This window comes from Algibacter sp. 2305UL17-15 (assembly GCF_040720935.1).
Lineage (GTDB): Bacteria > Bacteroidota > Bacteroidia > Flavobacteriales > Flavobacteriaceae > Jejuia.
Map to the genome: position 1 here is coordinate 31,193 of NZ_JBFDAE010000023.1, position 17,695 is coordinate 48,887.

A 17,695-nucleotide genomic window follows, 5' to 3' on the forward strand; every position below is an offset into this window, starting at 1 on the left:
CCTTTACATTCTTAAAATTATATTAATGATGCATTTAATTCATTATATTGCTGCGCCTAAAACACAAATCTGATAATTTTAAAACAATATTTTGAAGTTACGTTTATTAACTTACTTATTCTCTCTTGCCTACGTTATCGCAGGTTTTGGTCAAAATAGTATCAATATTAAAGCTGATTTTAATGTTGAGGAACGATTAATTACCATATCTCAACAAATAACTTACCAAAACACGTCTAAAGACACGCTAAAAACCATTTATTTGAATGATTGGAGCAATAGTTATGCTACCAAACATACAGCTTTGGCAAAACGATTAGCAGATGAATACAATAATAAGTTTCATTTGGCTAAAAACGAAGACCGGGGTTATTCTGTAATTGCTTCAATACTTCAAAATAAAGATAGTTTATCCTTCTCCCAACTCAAAAACCAAATTGATGTTATTAAAGTTGAACTATCAAAACCGTTATTCCCAAAGGAGTCCTATACAATTCAACTAGAGTATATTGTTAAAGTTCCAAACGATAAATTCACAAGCTATGGTGCTACTTCTGATGGCGATTTCAATTTAAGATATTGGTATGTCTCTCCCGCAGTTTATGATACTGAATGGCAGTATTATAGCAACAAGAACTTAAATGATTTGTTTATACCAAAATCTGACATCACATTAGAAGCTACATATCCCAAAACACATGTTTTAACTTCAGAATTAAATGTTGTTGAAGATAAAATTATTGGAAATAGGAAGAAAACAATTTTTAAAGGAAAAGACAGAAATAGCAACGAAGTTTACCTAAATAAAACGGACAAGTTCAAGTCTATTAAAAATGAAAAATTAGAGATTGTTTCAGATATTAAAGACAAAAATTTGGAACTTATCGATAAAGTTTTAGTTACAGAAAAAATAATTAACTACATAAACGACAATATTGGCACCTATCCACATGAAAAATTATTGTTAACTGAAATTGACAATGCCAATGATCCTGTATATGGATTAAACTCGTTGCCCAATTTTTTGCAACCCTATCCAGATTCTTTTGAGTATGAATTAAAGCTTTTAAAAATTACCTTACACAATTATTTAGAAAACACGTTGTTGGTCAACCCCAGAAAGGACCATTGGTTACTCGATGGCATTCAAATATATTTTTTAATTAAATATGTTGAAGACCATTACCCAGACATGAAGTTTTTAGGGGCTTTATCAGATTTTTGGGGCATAAGATCTTTTCATGCCGCCGATTTGCATTATAACGAAAAATACACCATTGCATATATGTCTATGGCGAGAACTAATAGAGACCAGCCAATCACCATGCAAAAGGATTCGCTTTTAAAGTTTAACAGCAATATCGCCAACAAATACAAAGCAGGAATTGGACTTAAATATTTAGACGATTTTATCAATCATGATGTTTTAGAGCATGCCATTAAGCCTTTTTTGGAAACTTATAAATTAGAACAAACATCTACAAAAGAATTTGAGGCATTTTTAAAATCAAAAACCTCAAAAAATATAGATTGGTTTTTTGATGATTATTTAGGTTCAAGAAAAAAAATAGATTTCAAAATTAAAAAAGTAGAACAAACCGAAGATTCCATAACTGTAACCATTAAAAACAAAAGGGATAACGGCATGCCAGTATCCTTATATGCGCTAAATAACGATAGTATAATTTCTAAATTTTGGATTGAAAATATCCGCAGCGAAAAAACAATTACAATTCCAAAGGATGAAGCCAACAAATTGGTTTTAAACTATAATAATGCAATTCCTGAATATAATTTGAGGGATAATTGGAAATCGCTTAAAGGGTTCTTTTTTAACAATAAACCATTACAGTTTAAACTATTTAAAGATGTTGAAGACCCTAACTACAATCAGGTGTTCTTCATGCCAATTATAGAATTCGACAACATATATGATGGATTAAACTTAGGCCTAAAAGCATATAACAATACATTACTTCGGAAAAATTTAAAATATAAAATCCAACCCCAGTACTCTTTAGGTTCTAAAACTATTACGGGTGGCATGTCTGCTTCAATGACACATAATATTGAAAACAAAAATTTATACACTATAAATTATGGCATTGGTTTTGGCTACAGTTCCTACGCAAAAGATTTGTTTGTGAGGCGTATTATTCCATCCTTATCATTCGTATTTAGGGAAGATGATGATTTTAGATCTAATAAAAGACAATTTTTAAGATTCAGGTTTTTAGATTTTAAACGCGATAGAGATCCAACAAATCCCGATAGTAGCGACGAACCTAACTATAGTGTGTTTAACGCACGTTATATCCATTCTAATGATAATTTAATCAATTTCAGTAAATGGTACACAGATTTTCAGTTGGCTAGAACATTCAGTAAGGTGTCTTTCAATTATGAGTACAGAAAGCTCTACGAAAGTAACAGACAATTAAATTTAAGATTCTTTACAGGGGTTTTTATTGACAATAACAATGATGTAAACTCGAATTATTTCAGCTTTGCTTTGGACAGACCAACAGATTATTTATTTGATTACAATTATTTGGGACGTTCTGAAGACTCAGGGATTTTTAGCCAGCAATATATAACTGCAGAAGGCGGGTTCAAATCTCAACTTGAGGTGCCTTTTGCAAATCAATGGATGTCAACTGCAAACGTAAGCACAACTTTATGGAAGTACGTGCTGGTCTATGGCGATTTTGGCTTGGTTAAAAACAAGCTCATATCCCCAAAGTTTGTTTACGATTCTGGGATTCGGATTAATTTAGTAACCGATTATTTCGAAGTTTACTTTCCCATATACTCTAACTTAGGCTGGGAAATTGCCCAACCTAACTACGACCAAAAAATAAGATTCAAATTTACAGTAGATCCTCAATCGCTATTAGGTTTGTTTAGAAGACGTTGGTATTAAGCAATTATCAGTTTTATTGCTATTTCGATATATATTTAATAAAATATCACTACAATATCAAGTTTTATTATAGAAAACGCACTCTTTTTAAGGGTTTATTAATTGCAAAACTCCTATTAATTTACTAATTTCGCGTAAGTTCTTAACCCGCCATATATGCAATCCATTTCCGACTTAAAAAACAACATAACATTTGATGATTTTAAAGCTGAGGTTTTAAATGATTATAAAATGGCTGTTCAAAGTCGAGAATGTAGTTTATTGGGAAGACGTGAAGTTTTAACCGGTAAAGCTAAGTTCGGGATTTTTGGTGATGGTAAAGAAGTGCCTCAGCTCGCCATGGCAAAGGCTTTTTTAAAAGGCGATTGGCGCTCTGGCTATTACAGGGATCAAACATTTATGATGGCTATTGGTGCACTAACCGTCGAGCAATTTTTTGCTGGTTTGTATGCCAATACAAATTTAGAATTAGAGCCCATGTCTGCCGGACGCCAAATGGGCGGTCATTTTGTAACACATAGTTTAGACGAAAATGGCAATTGGAAAGATTTGACAAAACAATATAATTCAAGTGCAGACATCTCTCCTACTGCTGGACAAATGCCACGACTTTTAGGACTAGCCCAGGCATCAAAAGTATATAAGGAATTAAAGGACATCAACTCCAAAAAGTTTTCTATTAACGGAAACGAAGTCGCTTGGGGCACCATTGGAAATGCCAGTACAAGTGAAGGCTTGTTTTTCGAAACCATAAACGCTGCCGGTGTTTTACAAGTTCCAATGATAATTAGTGTTTGGGATGATGAATATGGAATTTCCGTGCACGCAAAACATCAAACTACAAAAGAAAATATTTCGGAAATCTTAAAAGGTTTCCAAAGAGATAAAGACCATAAAGGTTTTGAAATTCTTCGTGTTAAGGGTTGGGATTATCCTAATGTGGTTGCCACTTATCAAGAAGCGGTTGCTATTGCCAGAGAAGAGCACGTACCGGTTTTAATTCATGTCACCGACTTAACACAACCCCAAGGACATTCTACTTCCGGTTCTCATGAACGCTACAAAAGTGGCGAACGTTTACGTTGGGAAGCAGATCACGATTGTAATAAAAAAATGCGAGAGTGGATTGTTGAAAGTGGTATTGCAGACAATGAAACATTGACCAATATTGAACGCACCTTAAGACGCGAAGTAAAACAAAGTAGAACCAAAGCATGGAATACATTTTTAGCACCTGTAAAAAGAGAGCAACATGAAATTATATCGTTATTGGAAAAAGTTGCTAAAAGTAGCGATAATGGCGTCTTTATTTCAAAATTAAAAGACACGCTTAAGGCCATTAATGAACCAACTAGAAAAGATATTTTATCAACCGCAAGAAAGGTGTTAAGATATACCATTGGAGAAAACACTAATGAAAGTAAACAACTCGGGGATTGGATAAACAACTACTTTAAAATAATTCAACCAAAATTCAGCTCACATTTGTATTGCCAAACCGATAAATCGGCTAGACATGTTACCGAGGTAAAACCTTTATTTGATGAATCTTCGGAATTGGTTGATGGCAGAATTATAATTAGGGATAATTTTGATGCACTTTTTCAAAAGCATCCAGAAGTTTTAATTTTTGGAGAAGACACCGGAAATATTGGTGATGTAAATCAAGGATTAGAAGGGCTTCAGGAAAAATATGGCGAAACGCGAGTTGCAGATACTGGTATTAGAGAAGCAACCATAATTGGCCAAGGTATTGGCATGGCATTAAGAGGCTTGCGCCCTATTGCCGAAATTCAGTATTTGGATTATACACTTTATGCCTTAAATACCATTAGCGACGATTTAGCATCGTTACACTACCGAACAAAAGGCAGACAAAAAGCACCGTTAATTATTAGAACGCGAGGCCATAGACTGGAAGGCATTTGGCATTCCGGTTCCCAAATGGGCGGTCTTTTAAACTTAATGCGAGGTGTTTTTGTGTTAGTGCCAAGAAATATGACCAAAGCCGCAGGTTTTTATAATACCTTATTATTGAGTGACGATCCTGCATTAGTTGTTGAATGTCTTAATGGCTACCGTTTGAAAGAAAGACGGCCCAATAATATGGGGAATTTTAAGACCCCAGTTGGTGTTGTAGAAACCATTAAAGAAGGATCTGATATCACTTTAGTTTCCTACGGCTCAACCTTACGTTTAGTTGAAGATGCAGCTAAAGAACTTCTAGCTGTCGGTATTGATGCAGAAATTATCGACGTTCAATCTTTAGTACCTTTTGATATTCATCACGATATTGTAAAAAGTATTGCGAAAACCAATCGCCTTATGGTAATAGATGAAGATGTTCCTGGCGGGGCTTCTGCCTATATTTTAGATAAAATATTGAATAAACAAAACGCATTTGAATATTTGGATAGCTCTCCAAAAACATTATCGGCCAAAGCCCACAGGCCGGCATATGGTAATGATGGTGATTATTTCTCAAAACCGTCAACAGAAGATATTTTTGAAGCTGTTTATGATGTAATGCATGAATTGAGCCCTAATGATTTTCCTAAGTTGAGATAATATATTAGTGAATTAATAAAAAGGATGCTGTTTAAAAATAAGACACGAATTTCACGAATTAGCACGAATAAAAAAATTTTAAAGCTTAAAATTCGTGCCTAATAAAATAGATTGATTCTATATATTCAAACTAATCAACTTTTTAAATGAAAGCAGTAAATCTCCCAGAAATAAAAAAAGAACTCCATACGCTTTCAACCCAAGAAATTCAAGACATCTGTTTAAGATTGGCTCGATTTAAAAAAGAAAACAAAGAGCTACTCACCTATTTATTATTTGAATCCCATAACGAAAGTGGCTATATAGAAAGCGTTAAAAATTATATAGATGATGAATTTGAACTGATAAATACAGATAGTTATTATTACATTAGAAAAAGTGTTCGTAAGATATTAAGGAACATCAAAAAGTATATCCGCTATTCTCAGAAAAAAGAAACCGAAGTAGAATTACTCATCTATTTCTGCGGAAAACTAAAAGATTTTAAACCAACTATCAAACGCAGTACACAACTGCAAAACATGTATGATAGACAAATACTTTTGGCTAAAAAAACGATTGCTAAATTACACGAAGATTTGCAGTATGATTATAATTTGATGTTGGAGGAGCTGTGAAATTTTCAAAATGAAACATTTAGTCACTTTATTAATTTCAGTATTATGTTTCATAAACTGCAACAACCCCAAAAAAGACATAGCACAAAATATAACCAAGGAAACTGGAATTACATGTTCTAACAACGGTTGCGAAGGCACATATCAAGGTGCTGAATTTATAAACGGTTCTGATATTGCACATCAATTTTCTAATAAAATGTCTCATGCTGTGGGCAACAAATTAAAAGAGTCATATCATTCTAAACAATACAGAAAAGTAGATTTTCCAAAAATTAAAATGACTACTGAAGGCATGGGTTCTGGCAAAGTCATCTATAAATTAACCATTCCTTTTATTGCTGTTGAAGAAAAATGTGATGCGTTTACGTCTTTCGATCATGTTGGCGGTTGGAATCACCCTCCTGCTTTAGCAGAAAGAAAGTTGCAATTGAAAAAATTGCTCATGCCAGCACATGAATTAAATATTAGTAACTTAAAAACAACTCCCGAAGGATTACAGGAATATTGGATACAATGGAAAAATAAAAAGGTGCAGTTTGATTGTGAGTAAACTATCATTAATTCATTTTAGAGTGGCAAAATTATAAAAAACACCCGCTAAAGTCCACTCAAATAGATAACAAATTAACAGATATTCTACACATTTATTTGTAGTACCTATTCTTCGATTAATTGAATTGATAGACCCAACGCCTTAGCTAATAAAGCAAAATTAGACAACCGAATATCCTCTCCATTTTCAATTCGGGAAATATATGGTCTTTTCTTTCCAACTTTTTCGGCGAGATTCTCTTGAGTCATTTGCAATTCCTTTCTGCGGTTTTTAATGATTTCACCAAAATAATAGGAAAAAGCACTTTCTCTAAATTCTTCGCGTTCTTTTGAACCTTCTTTTCCGTAACGTTTGGCAATTAGTTCTTTTGCCTTTATTGACTTTCCCATAGTTAGTTTTCTTTTAGATAAACTTCTAATATTTTTTCGGCTTGTTTAATTGCCTTGTTATAATCTTTAGTTCCTTTTTTCTGAAATCCACACAAACACATTGCTTTTGTGCATTCGGAAAAATTAAGATGGTCGATAGCAAAGATTACAACTCGATATTCGTTTCCTGCTTTTATTCGTAATTCATAAAATTGTGTCGATTGTAATTTTTTTAGAAAGTTAGAATTTATTACTTTAATTTCACCAATAACTTCTATGAGTTGGAAGAATTTAAGCGAAACCCTTTCGTTTTGTTTATCGATAAATTCCAAACATTCTTCTGTGATATCGATTTCTCTCTTATTACAAATGTAACGAATTCGTTACAATTTTATTTCATTCAGAACGCTATTTTTTTTAAAGAAGGATGAGTGCATTAAACAAACTACGAGTAACTAGGACAATAGCTTAGAGAACTACTAAATAACAAAATTACCAGAGGCAAAAACAAACAACATCTACAACACCAAATACCTAGCCAAAGTATCTTGATAAATCTTTTCATATTGAGGTACAATGGCATGTAAATCAAATTTTAAAGCTTCGTTTCGGGCATTGTTTTTAAATGTATTTAATCGTTCGTCATCACTTAAAATATAAAGTGCGTTTTTTACCATGTCTTCTATATCACCAACATCGCTTAAAAACCCTGAAACGCCGTTTACATTTACTTCTGGGATTCCACCTGTATTACTTGATATTACTGCAACTCTGGATGCCATAGCTTCCAATGCGGCCAGCCCAAAACTTTCGGTTTGTGATGGTAGTAGAAACAAATCGCTGAAACATAATATTTTATCAATTTCATTAGATCTTCCAAAGAAAATCACTTTATCTAAAATACCTAGTTCTCTACAACGTTTTTCAACCTTTTCCTTTTCAGGGCCTTCGCCTATAAACATCAATTTAGCAGGTATTTTCTTTTGAATGCCGTAAAACACGCTAATCACATCTTGAACTCGTTTTACAGGGCGTAAATTGCTAATATGGGTTATTATTTTTTCATCATCATTTGCCATTATAACGCGTTGACAATCGGTATAACTATGATTGTATTTATCTAAATCTATAAAATTTGGCACGACATGAATCTCGTTTTTGATATCGAACAAACGTATCGTATCATCTTTTAAACTCTTTGAAACAGCAGTAACCGCATCAGATTTATTAATGCTAAAAGTAACCGCTGGTTTATAAAATGGATGACTGCCCACAAGCGTGATATCTGTGCCATGTAAAGTAGTTACAATTGGCAGATGAATACCTTCCTCCTTTAACATTTTCTTCGCCATGTAAGCTGCGTAAGCGTGAGGAATGGCATAATGTACATGTACTAATTCTATACCATGGAGCTTTACCATATCCACCAATTTACTTGACAATGCCAACTCATAAGGTTGGTAATGAAATAATGGGTATTCAGGAACATTAACTTCATGATAATGCACATTGTTGCTCAACAGCTCCAACCTTACTGGCTGATTGTAGGTAATAAAGTGAATTTCGTGACCACGCTTAGATAGCTCTAAACCTAATTCTGTCGCTACTACGCCACTACCTCCAAATGTTGGATAACAAACAATGCCTATTTTCATATAATTAGTTTTAAATACTTTAAGTACTTTTAATCAACAATCGCTTCGTAAATAAAACGTTGAATTTCAGTTCTAATATTTCGTTTTAATAATAAATTTTTATCTGCATGTGGATAGGTTCTATTGGCTAAAAACACATACACAATTTCTTCCTCTGGATCTGCCCATGCGTAAGTTCCCGTAAACCCGGAATGTCCAAAACTTGTCATGGATATACAGCCACAAGTTGGTCCTGCATCTCCCAATTGCGGTTTATCAAAACCAACGCCCCGCCTATTATCTTTATGGCAATAATGACAGGTGTTGAATTTATCAATGGTTTTAGGGCTTAAATAGCGTTTTCCTCCGTAAAATCCTTTCTGTAAATACATCTGCATAATTTTAGCAACATCATTGGCATTACTAAAAACACCTGCATGCCCGCCAACGCCGTTTTGCATGGCAGCTCCCATATCGTGTACATAACCTTGTATTTCCTGGTAACGGTAGTACTCATCAACCTCTGTTGGTACAATGTGTTTATTGCTTATTTTTCTATATGGGTTATACATGGTGTAATTTGCGCCTAAAGATTGATAAAAATGATCTTGAACCAATTCATCTAAACCTTTGTCGTAATGTTTCTCAATAAATTTCTTCAAAATATAATACGGAAAATCGCTATACCTATAACGCAAACGATCTAACAACTCCGAATCTTTGATTATTTTCTGAATAGAATCCTGGTAATCAGACCTTAAATATAAATTCTTAGAGACTTCAATATTGAATTTTTTACTCTTTTCCGTTCTGTAATATTTTCCACTTGGACGTTTTGTGATGGTATCTAAAGTGTGGTAATAGAATGGTTCCCAAGGTCGTAATCGTGCGTAATGTGATAACATTTGCTTTAAAGTGATATTTGCTTTATTCGAACCCTTATACTCTGGCAGTAATTCTGATAACGGACTATTTAAAGATACCAACCCTTTCTCTTCCAGCTCCATTACAAGTGGTAATGTGGCTAAAATTTTTGTTAAGGATGCCACGTCATAAATATCATCAAAGCTCACTTTTTCTTTGCCTTTATAGGTATGCTTTCCAAAATTCTTATTATAAATTACTTTTCCTTTTCTGGCGATTAATAACTGAATGCCTGGGGTCATCATAGAATCGATTGCAACTTGAGCGATGGAATCTATTCGCTTCAATTTTTCGGAATTCATACCAACACGTTCAGGAATAGTATATCCCAATCTTTTAATAGCATTATTCTCTATACCCCCGCCCGCTTTAAAATTTGAACCAATAGAAACCGGTAGTTTTCCTTTTGAAGGAATAGCTCCAAAAATTAATTGTGCCGATTTTTCTTGAGCAATTTTACTGTTTTGATAGCTTACAATAATGCTCTCTATATTCTCAATAGTTTTTAAATCGTTTAGAGCATAGGGCTTCGTAAAAACATTTAATATAACATGGTGTGTTCTGGCAATTTCGTAAAGCCATACCAATTCCCGACTTGTAAACTTATGTGCTTTCCAAGGATTTTCATTTGAACGGTGAAACCCAACCACAACCGTATTATAAGGCTGTAATTTCTTGATTAATGGATATAGATTATCATCTTGAATTTGATGCACCTTGGTATATTTTTTTAATTCATTGAAAAATACGCTTCCATCATCATCTCCCATTTTAACATAGGCAATGGTTTTAGTTTCCAATTTGGTAATTGGGACTAAATCCTCTTTGCTTTTAACGACGGTTATGGCATTCTCCATCAATTCTTCATAAAGAATGTCGTCTTCCAATCTGTTTAAATCCTTGGTTAAATTGTACAATCCTATAGGTTCGTAATTATGTAAACCAACTTTATATTTAGCAAGAAGTATCTTTTTGACAGAATGTGCTAAACGCGTTTCAGTTATCTCTCCACTATTGTAGGCACCAATAAGTTTAGAAACACCTATACCGACGTTTTCGGACATGAGCATCACATCGTTTCCTGCTTTAAATGCTGCTAAATCAATGTCTCCAGATTCGCTAAAATCTGCTGCGCCCTTCATGGTAAGTGCATCAGTAAAAATAAGCCCTTTAAAACCTAACGAATCTTTTAAAATATCAGTAACGATGTGTTTTGATAACGACGAAGGGTAGCCGTCTCTAGGTTCCAAACTAGGCACGTTTAAATGTGCCACCATCACACTTGACAAGCCTTTTTTTATCAGTTTTTTATACGGATATAATTCAATAGAATCAATCCGTTTTTTATCAAAATTTATGGTTGGCAATGTAAGATGCGAATCTACTTCCGTATCTCCATGTCCAGGGAAATGTTTCGCATTTGCTAAAACGCCCGCACTTTGCATCCCTTTCATAAATGCTAATCCTTTTTCGGTCACGTTATCCCTATCTTCTCCAAAAGAACGATTCCCTATAATTGGATTTTTGGGATTTGTGTTGATATCAACCACAGGTGCAAAATTAAAATGAACACCGAGACGTTTACAATGCTCTCCTATTTGTCTGCCAGTTTGTTCAACAAGATTATTATCCTTTATAGCACCGAGAGCCATATTATAGGGAAACGCATAAGTAGAATCTAAGCGCATACTCAAGCCCCATTCGGCATCCATACCGATTAGCATTGGGATTTTAGACAGATTTTGCAATTCGTTATTCAATTGCGCCTGTCTCACCGGACCTCCATTGGAATAAATAATACCACCAATATGATGGTCTCTAATCAAGTTTATGATGTTTTTTTTGGCCAGAGCATTTTGGTTAGACATGACCTGAACCATGTATAATTGACCAACTTTTTCTTTAAGTGACATGGTATTATAAATACTATCTACCCATTTTTGTTGGGCTTCTGCGTCTTCACTTAAAAGAGGATTGGATATGTCTTGGGCTTTTGATAAAAAACAAGAGAAAAATAGTAGGCAATAAAAAAAATGGCGCATACGGGGATTAATTAAGCAATTTAACTGTGCAAAGATAGTCAGTAATAATCATGCCAAAATACTACTTTTCAAAAAAAGAGGAAAAGACTTTAGGATAGTTTTATAAAAAACTAGTGAACGACCTCTTTACCTGTTAATTCAATACAACAATTAATCTTTTAATTTCCATGAGCGCACCCAGTCGTAATATGTTGTTCTATCCTTGCTAGACCCTGTCATTCCCCCATCTGCAGGAACTGGATTCCAATTGTATGTCTCAACAACCATCCTTAAATACATCGGAATATTAAAATCTGCCGCTGGTGTAATTTTAGTTTGGAATTTCCCATCTAAAAAGAACAATACTTCATCTTTGCTTTTCCACCAAACACCATATACGTGATAGCCGTCGTAAACTTTTGCACCAATTTCGGCTTTTCCCCCAACAGTTCCTTTTAATATATCGCAATCTTTTGGAATATTTCTACTATGGGTATTAAAATTCATGGAATGGTCAAATTTTTGAAGTTCAGGATTTTCGCCAGTTATTTCTCCAACACATTCTTGAATATCTAATTCTGTGGTTCGGTTATCACATCCATTTAAATCTTCTCTATCATTAATCAACCAAAATGTAGAAGACATAAATGTTTTATTGGCTTTCATTCTACATTCGTAATAGCCATAGGTCATACCTTTTCTAGAGCCAGCATACCCACCGCCATGTGTAAACGTTTTTCCTTGTTTTACAATTGGCTTCGGAAGTTGCGTTGTTGTTATTTGTAAATAACCATCGGCAACCGTTACATTATGCGCCAAGAACAAACCAGGAGCACGCCCAATCCATCCTTGACCAGAAATTTGCCATTTTTTAGTGTTTATTTTTTTGCCTTCGAATTCGTCAGACATTTTTTTAACCAATACCCATTTTCCTTCTAATGGTTTTGGGTCTTCATCTGTTAAAAAATAAGGTGTGTTTTGAGCATATAATGAGCTTGCCAATAGTAGCAAAACCAAAATGGATATTTTTTTTAATGATTTCATTTTGAAATATTTTGATTACTTGTTTCTGATTAAATTGTATTCAAACTTAAGAAAAGCATACTGCACTAAAAGCTACAAAACATCTAAAAATAACAACAAACTATCCAAATTAAATATAACATCAAAAAAAAGCCCTACTTAAAAGTAGAGCTTTTGTAATTATATCAAGAATTATTTTCTACCAGAACATTGCGTACAGTACTGCCAACACAATACAAACTGCAAAGGATCCCATATTAAATAACGGAGTTGTTTTGAATAAATCTTTAGTAATTTCAATTCCTTTAGGGTCATCAGCACCATTATTTTCTAAATGACTAATAACCATAACAATAAGTATTGATAATACAGTTGCTATTCCCATTTGGTGCATCCATGGTTCCAAAAACGAAAATGCATCAACATACATTGGTAAAAACTTTAATGCCAACGCAATTGGAATTGATAAAACAGCGCCCCAAATTGCAGCATTGTTTGTCGTTTTTTTCCAGAATAAACCTAGTAAAAATACTGCCAATATACCAGGACTTACAATACCTGTATATTCTTGTATAAACTGGAATGCTTGGTCTATACCACCCAATAAAGGCGCCACAATAACCGCAATAATTAATGCCACCGCAGCAGAAATACGTCCCATATTTACAGTAGCTTTATCGTTTGCCGTTGGATTAATGTATTGCTTATAGATATCCATTGTAAAAATGGTAGATGTAGAGTTTAACATAGAAGCTAAAGACGATACAACCGCAGCAGCCAATGCAGCAAACGCCACACCTTTAAGTCCCGTTGGTAAAAATTGTAATAACCATGGATACGCTTTATCGGCTTGTTCTGTTGAAGGTACGTTAAGCATACCAACTTCCCCTAAATTTGCCATAATTGCTGGATCGTTAACCATTACATAAGCAGCAATACCAGGAATAACAACTATTAACGGAATAACTAATTTTAAACAAGCCGCCAGTAAAATACCTTTTTGAGATTCTTTTAAAGATTTAGCCGCCAATGTTCTTTGAATAATATATTGATTGAAACCCCAATAGTAAATGTTTGCAACCCATAAACCTCCGATTAAAACCCAGATACCTGGTAAATTAACGTAGTTGTCATTAGATTCATCAAGAATCATATGGAATTTTTCCGGTGCTGCTTCTACTACTTTGGCAAATCCAGCTAAAATGCCCTCTCCACCTGAAACAGTATTTAATGCTAAGTAGGTCGTTACTAAACCACCTAAAACCAAAAACACTACTTGTATAACATCTGTCCATGCAACAGCTGATAAACCACCATATAATGAGTATGCTGATGCAAACAAGGCTAATCCTATAATGGCATAGATCATATCTACTCCCATTATGGTTTCGATGGCTAAACCACCTAAATATAATACAGAGGCAAGATTCACAAAAATGTAAAGTCCTAGCCAGAATATTGCCAGAATAGTTTTTAAGTTGGTAGAAAAACGTTTTTCAACAAATTCTGGAATTGTATAAAGTCCTTTTTCAATAAAAATCGGTAAGAAATATTTACCAACAATTAATAAGGTTAATGCCGCCATCCACTCGTAAGACGCAATGGCCAAACCTAAGGCAAACCCAGATCCAGACATTCCAATAAACTGTTCTGCTGAAATATTTGCTGCAATTAATGAAGTACCAATGGCCCACCATGGTAACGATTTACTTGCCAAAAAATAATCCTCGGCGTTTTTTTCGTGACCTTCCTTATCGCGAGAAACCCATAATCCTACCCCTAAAATAAGGATAGCGTAGGCAATAAAAACGATGTAATCCCACGTATCAAATCCTGCTGTCATAATAAAATATTTAGTATAGTTAGTAATAAAGTTTCAAATATATAGATTAAATTCCAAAAAATAGTTTTTTTATAAGAAAAAAAACAAACTAGTAGGGTCTAGTAGGTTTTTTAAATAAAAAATTGTATCTTTGTTTATAATTATGATAAAAGTCAGCAAAAAGATAAGTACTCCCAAGTATAAACAGATTGTTAATTCTGTTGAAAGCGCAATAGCGTCGGGGTCTCTAAAAAAAGGAGACCAAATACCTTCTATTAATTCAATTAAGCAACAACATAAATTATCTAGAGATACAGTGTTGATGGCTTTTAACGAACTAAAAAATAGAGGAATTGTACAATCAGTTGTTGGTAAAGGGTATTATGTGACTAGTGAAAATATAAATGTAACCCAGAAAATATTCTTGCTTTTTGATGAATTAAATTCGTTTAAAGAGGATTTGTACAATTCTTTTTTACGACATTTAGAGGAAAATACTCAGGTTGATATTTTCTTCCATCATTTTAATAAAAATTTATTTAGAAAATTAATACATGATAATTCTGGCGATTATAATTATTACGTGATTATGCCGGCAAATTTGAAAAACACAAATGATGTTATTAAAAATTTACCAAAAGAAAAAGTTTATATTTTAGATCAAGTACATGAGGATTTATTAGAATATCCTGCTGTATATCAAAATTTTGAAAAAGCAATTTTTAACAATCTAAGCAAGGCATCTTATCTTATTAAAAATTATAAAAAATTAGTATTGGTCTTTTCAGATGAAAAGCAGCCTAAAAGTATGCTCAAGGGGTTTCAGACCTTTTGTAATGAAAACACCATACCTTTTGATGTTATTGATTCATTAAAAGACAGGAATATTGAAAAAGGAGAGCTCTATATAATTCCTGACGATAAGAGTTTACTTAGAATCATTAAGAAAATGAGAACTAAAAACTGGAAACTTAAAGAAGATATTGGCGTTATATCTTACAATGACACTTTGCTTAAAGAAATTGTAGAAGGTGGAATTACCACGATTTCAACAGATTTTAATTTGATGGGCAAGCGTCTAGCAGAAATGATTTTAAACAAAGAACAACTAAAAATAGAAAACCCTAACAACCTTATTATCAGGAATTCATTATAACAAAAAGAAACAGCATGTACACCATAAAACATCACCAAGACCAAAATATTTTAGAGATTAAAAACTCTGAAAATTCCGTTTACGGAAAAATTCATTTAGATGCGGGAGCTAGTCTTCAAGAACTCACTATTGGAGGTCATGCAATAATCCAGGATTTAAGTCCGCTAACATATGAGAGTACGTATGCTTCGGCTATTTTATTTCCTTTTGCGAATCGTATCAAAGATGGAACATATGAGTTTAATGGCAAAAGCTATCAACTTAAAAAAAACCAAGAGGAAGAACAAAACGCGCTTCATGGTTTAGTATATAACAAAACATTTAAAGTTATTCAACAGGAAGCTACCAATAGTGAAGCTAAAGTAGCTTTAGAATATATTGAAAACAATACTTCTCAAGGATTTCCTTTTACTTATAAAATAAAAGTTGATTATACCTTTAAGAAAAACGCTGTAAACTTAGGAGTAACAATTACTAATACGAGTACAAAACCTTTTCCATTTACATTAGGTTGGCATCCTTATTTTATAAGTGAGAACTTGAACGAAAGTGAATTAAATTTTGACAGTCATCAAAAACTAGTTCTTGGAGAGCGCAACATCACAACAGGAATTGAAGCGATTGAAAATACTGGTACATTACATTTGAAAGACCAACAATTAGATGATTGTTGGATTTTAAATTCTGATAAAGTGACTTTTAAAACCCCAAAATACAATCTAGAATTTAGTACTTCTGGCACCAATAATTACCTCCAAGCATACACACCACCAAAACCAAATGTTATTGCTATAGAGCCAACAACTGGAGTTTCTGATAGTTTTAATAATTCTATTGGATTAGAAATTTTAAAAGCTAATGGTTCCCATACCATAAATTGGGGTTTGAAAATAACTAATTAACAACTAAACGAATTAAAATGAGCGCAACATTAATTAAAGATGTAAAAAAGACATTTGTTAAAACATTTAAAACCGACCCATTACTTATTTTTTCTCCCGGAAGAATAAATATTATTGGCGAACATACCGACTATAACGACGGATTTGTTTTTCCGGCCGCTGTTGACAAGGGTATTGCCGCAGCCATTCAAAAAAGCGATTCTGGTAACTGTACCGCAATTGCTCTAGATTTAGATAGCACTATAGAATTTGAATTGGATAAATTAAAACCGTCTAAAGAAGGCTCTTGGGAGAATTATGTTTTTGGTGTAATTGCCGAAATCCAGAATAGAAACAAAGTTGTAGGCGACTTTAATATCATTTTTAAAGGGAATATACCAGGTGGCGCAGGGATGTCCTCCTCTGCTGCTCTAGAAAATAGTGTGGTTTTTGGTTTAAATGAATTATTTGATTTGGGACTTTCTAAACACGACATGATTTTAATTTCACAAAAAGCAGAACATAATTACGTAGGTGTTAAATGTGGGATTATGGACCAATATGCGAGCATGTTTGGAATTAAGAACAACGCATTGCATTTAGACTGTAGAACAATAGAATCTAAACCTTACGAGATTAATTTTAAGGATCATCAGTTAATGCTCATCAACACAAACGTAAAGCATAGTTTATCTGATAGTGCTTATAACGATAGGCGTTCGGCTTGCGAAAGCATTTCAAAACTATTGGGCGTAACGGCATTAAGAGATGCTACCGAAGCAGATTTAGAAACCATAGTTGATAAGGTTACACCCGAAAATTATCAAAAAGCATTGTACGTCATTCAAGAAAATAACAGAACCATAAAAGCTGGTAAAGCCATAGAAGATAACGATTTAGAAAAATTGGGGTCTTTAATTTATCAATCTCACGCAGGACTTTCTAATCAATATAAAGTAAGTTGTGACGAATTGGATTTTTTGGTGGCCCAAGCAAAGAAAAACAAACATGTTTTAGGTGCTAGAATGATGGGTGGCGGTTTTGGTGGCTGTACTATTAATTTGGTGGCAAAAACCGAGGCTAAAGCTTTTGGTGAAACAGCTTCAAAAGCATACAAAAAGAAATTTGATAAAGAGTGTTCAGTCTATTTCATTCAACTTTCAGACGGCACTCATTTAGTAAACTAATCAACCACAATATAT

Annotated in this window: 13 protein-coding genes; 7 read left to right on the top strand and 6 right to left on the bottom strand. The window is 33.6% G+C overall.

What is annotated here, in order from left to right; genetic code table 11:
* Positions 1-91 precede the first annotated feature (91 nt).
* From ABXQ82_RS17805 to ABXQ82_RS17820, 4 genes are all read left to right on the top strand, one after another.
* Positions 92-2,923: a metalloprotease gene (locus ABXQ82_RS17805; RefSeq protein ID WP_367062974.1), complete on the top strand. Its 2,832-nt coding sequence runs from the start codon at positions 92-94 to the stop codon at positions 2,921-2,923.
* Between the two features lie 156 nt (positions 2,924-3,079).
* Positions 3,080-5,491, top strand: coding sequence for a thiamine pyrophosphate-dependent enzyme (locus ABXQ82_RS17810; RefSeq protein ID WP_367062976.1), 2,412 nt, complete (start codon positions 3,080-3,082; stop codon positions 5,489-5,491).
* Between the two features lie 146 nt (positions 5,492-5,637).
* A complete protein-coding gene (locus ABXQ82_RS17815; RefSeq protein WP_367062978.1) occupies positions 5,638-6,108 on the top strand; it encodes a hypothetical protein in 471 nt (156 codons plus the stop codon).
* Positions 6,109-6,118: 10 nt separating this feature from the next.
* Positions 6,119-6,661 carry a hypothetical protein gene (locus ABXQ82_RS17820; RefSeq protein WP_367062980.1) on the top strand — a complete coding sequence of 181 codons (543 nt, stop codon included), beginning with the start codon at positions 6,119-6,121 and terminating at the stop codon, positions 6,659-6,661.
* 107 nt (positions 6,662-6,768) lie between these two features.
* Here the strand turns inward: ABXQ82_RS17820 and ABXQ82_RS17825 are convergent, their stop codons facing one another.
* The 6 genes from ABXQ82_RS17825 to ABXQ82_RS17850 all read right to left on the bottom strand — a co-directional run bounded on the left by ABXQ82_RS17825 (position 6,769) and on the right by ABXQ82_RS17850 (position 14,477).
* Positions 6,769-7,053 (bottom strand): helix-turn-helix transcriptional regulator, encoded by a 285-nt coding sequence (locus ABXQ82_RS17825; RefSeq protein WP_367062982.1) that lies wholly within the window; start codon positions 7,051-7,053, stop codon positions 6,769-6,771.
* Positions 7,054-7,055: 2 nt separating this feature from the next.
* Positions 7,056-7,364 (bottom strand): type II toxin-antitoxin system RelE/ParE family toxin, encoded by a 309-nt coding sequence (locus ABXQ82_RS17830; protein WP_367062984.1) that lies wholly within the window; start codon positions 7,362-7,364, stop codon positions 7,056-7,058.
* 186 nt (positions 7,365-7,550) lie between these two features.
* A complete protein-coding gene (gene bshA, locus ABXQ82_RS17835) occupies positions 7,551-8,687 on the bottom strand; it encodes an N-acetyl-alpha-D-glucosaminyl L-malate synthase BshA (protein ID WP_367062986.1) in 1,137 nt (378 codons plus the stop codon).
* 29 nt (positions 8,688-8,716) lie between these two features.
* Entirely contained in the window at positions 8,717-11,632 is a 2,916-nt protein-coding gene (locus ABXQ82_RS17840; RefSeq protein WP_367062989.1) for a glycoside hydrolase family 3 N-terminal domain-containing protein, read from the bottom strand.
* A 150-nt stretch (positions 11,633-11,782) separates the two neighbouring features.
* Positions 11,783-12,655 (bottom strand): family 16 glycosylhydrolase, encoded by an 873-nt coding sequence (locus ABXQ82_RS17845; protein ID WP_367062991.1) that lies wholly within the window; start codon positions 12,653-12,655, stop codon positions 11,783-11,785.
* 178 nt (positions 12,656-12,833) lie between these two features.
* Positions 12,834-14,477 (bottom strand): sodium/sugar symporter, encoded by a 1,644-nt coding sequence (locus ABXQ82_RS17850; RefSeq protein WP_367062993.1) that lies wholly within the window; start codon positions 14,475-14,477, stop codon positions 12,834-12,836.
* A gap of 142 nt (positions 14,478-14,619) precedes the next feature.
* Between ABXQ82_RS17850 and ABXQ82_RS17855 the strand changes: the two genes are divergently transcribed.
* From ABXQ82_RS17855 to galK, 3 genes are read left to right on the top strand one after another with little or no spacing between them, the layout of a single operon-like run.
* On the top strand, positions 14,620-15,612 hold the full coding sequence (locus ABXQ82_RS17855) for a GntR family transcriptional regulator (RefSeq protein WP_367062995.1): 993 nt from the start codon (positions 14,620-14,622) through the stop codon (positions 15,610-15,612).
* Positions 15,613-15,626: 14 nt separating this feature from the next.
* Entirely contained in the window at positions 15,627-16,514 is an 888-nt protein-coding gene (locus ABXQ82_RS17860; RefSeq protein ID WP_367062997.1) for an aldose 1-epimerase, read from the top strand.
* Positions 16,515-16,531: 17 nt separating this feature from the next.
* Entirely contained in the window at positions 16,532-17,680 is a 1,149-nt protein-coding gene (galK, locus tag ABXQ82_RS17865; RefSeq protein WP_367062999.1) for a galactokinase, read from the top strand.
* The last annotated feature ends 15 nt before the right edge of the window (positions 17,681-17,695 follow it).

Excerpts from the sequence above, each read along its gene's own strand:
- bshA (WP_367062986.1), bottom strand. The coding sequence starts at position 8,687 with ATGAAAATAGGCATTGTTTGTTATCCAACATTTGGAGGTAGTGGCGTA.
- ABXQ82_RS17820 (WP_367062980.1), top strand. The coding sequence starts at position 6,119 with ATGAAACATTTAGTCACTTTATTAATTTCAGTATTATGTTTCATAAAC.
- ABXQ82_RS17860 (WP_367062997.1), top strand. The coding sequence starts at position 15,627 with ATGTACACCATAAAACATCACCAAGACCAAAATATTTTAGAGATTAAA.
- ABXQ82_RS17845 (WP_367062991.1), bottom strand. The coding sequence starts at position 12,655 with ATGAAATCATTAAAAAAAATATCCATTTTGGTTTTGCTACTATTGGCA.
- ABXQ82_RS17810 (WP_367062976.1), top strand. The coding sequence starts at position 3,080 with ATGCAATCCATTTCCGACTTAAAAAACAACATAACATTTGATGATTTT.
- galK (WP_367062999.1), top strand. The coding sequence starts at position 16,532 with ATGAGCGCAACATTAATTAAAGATGTAAAAAAGACATTTGTTAAAACA.
- ABXQ82_RS17855 (WP_367062995.1), top strand. The coding sequence starts at position 14,620 with ATGATAAAAGTCAGCAAAAAGATAAGTACTCCCAAGTATAAACAGATT.
- ABXQ82_RS17840 (WP_367062989.1), bottom strand. The coding sequence starts at position 11,632 with ATGCGCCATTTTTTTTATTGCCTACTATTTTTCTCTTGTTTTTTATCA.
- ABXQ82_RS17850 (WP_367062993.1), bottom strand. The coding sequence starts at position 14,477 with ATGACAGCAGGATTTGATACGTGGGATTACATCGTTTTTATTGCCTAC.
- ABXQ82_RS17825 (WP_367062982.1), bottom strand. The coding sequence starts at position 7,053 with ATGGGAAAGTCAATAAAGGCAAAAGAACTAATTGCCAAACGTTACGGA.
- ABXQ82_RS17815 (WP_367062978.1), top strand. The coding sequence starts at position 5,638 with ATGAAAGCAGTAAATCTCCCAGAAATAAAAAAAGAACTCCATACGCTT.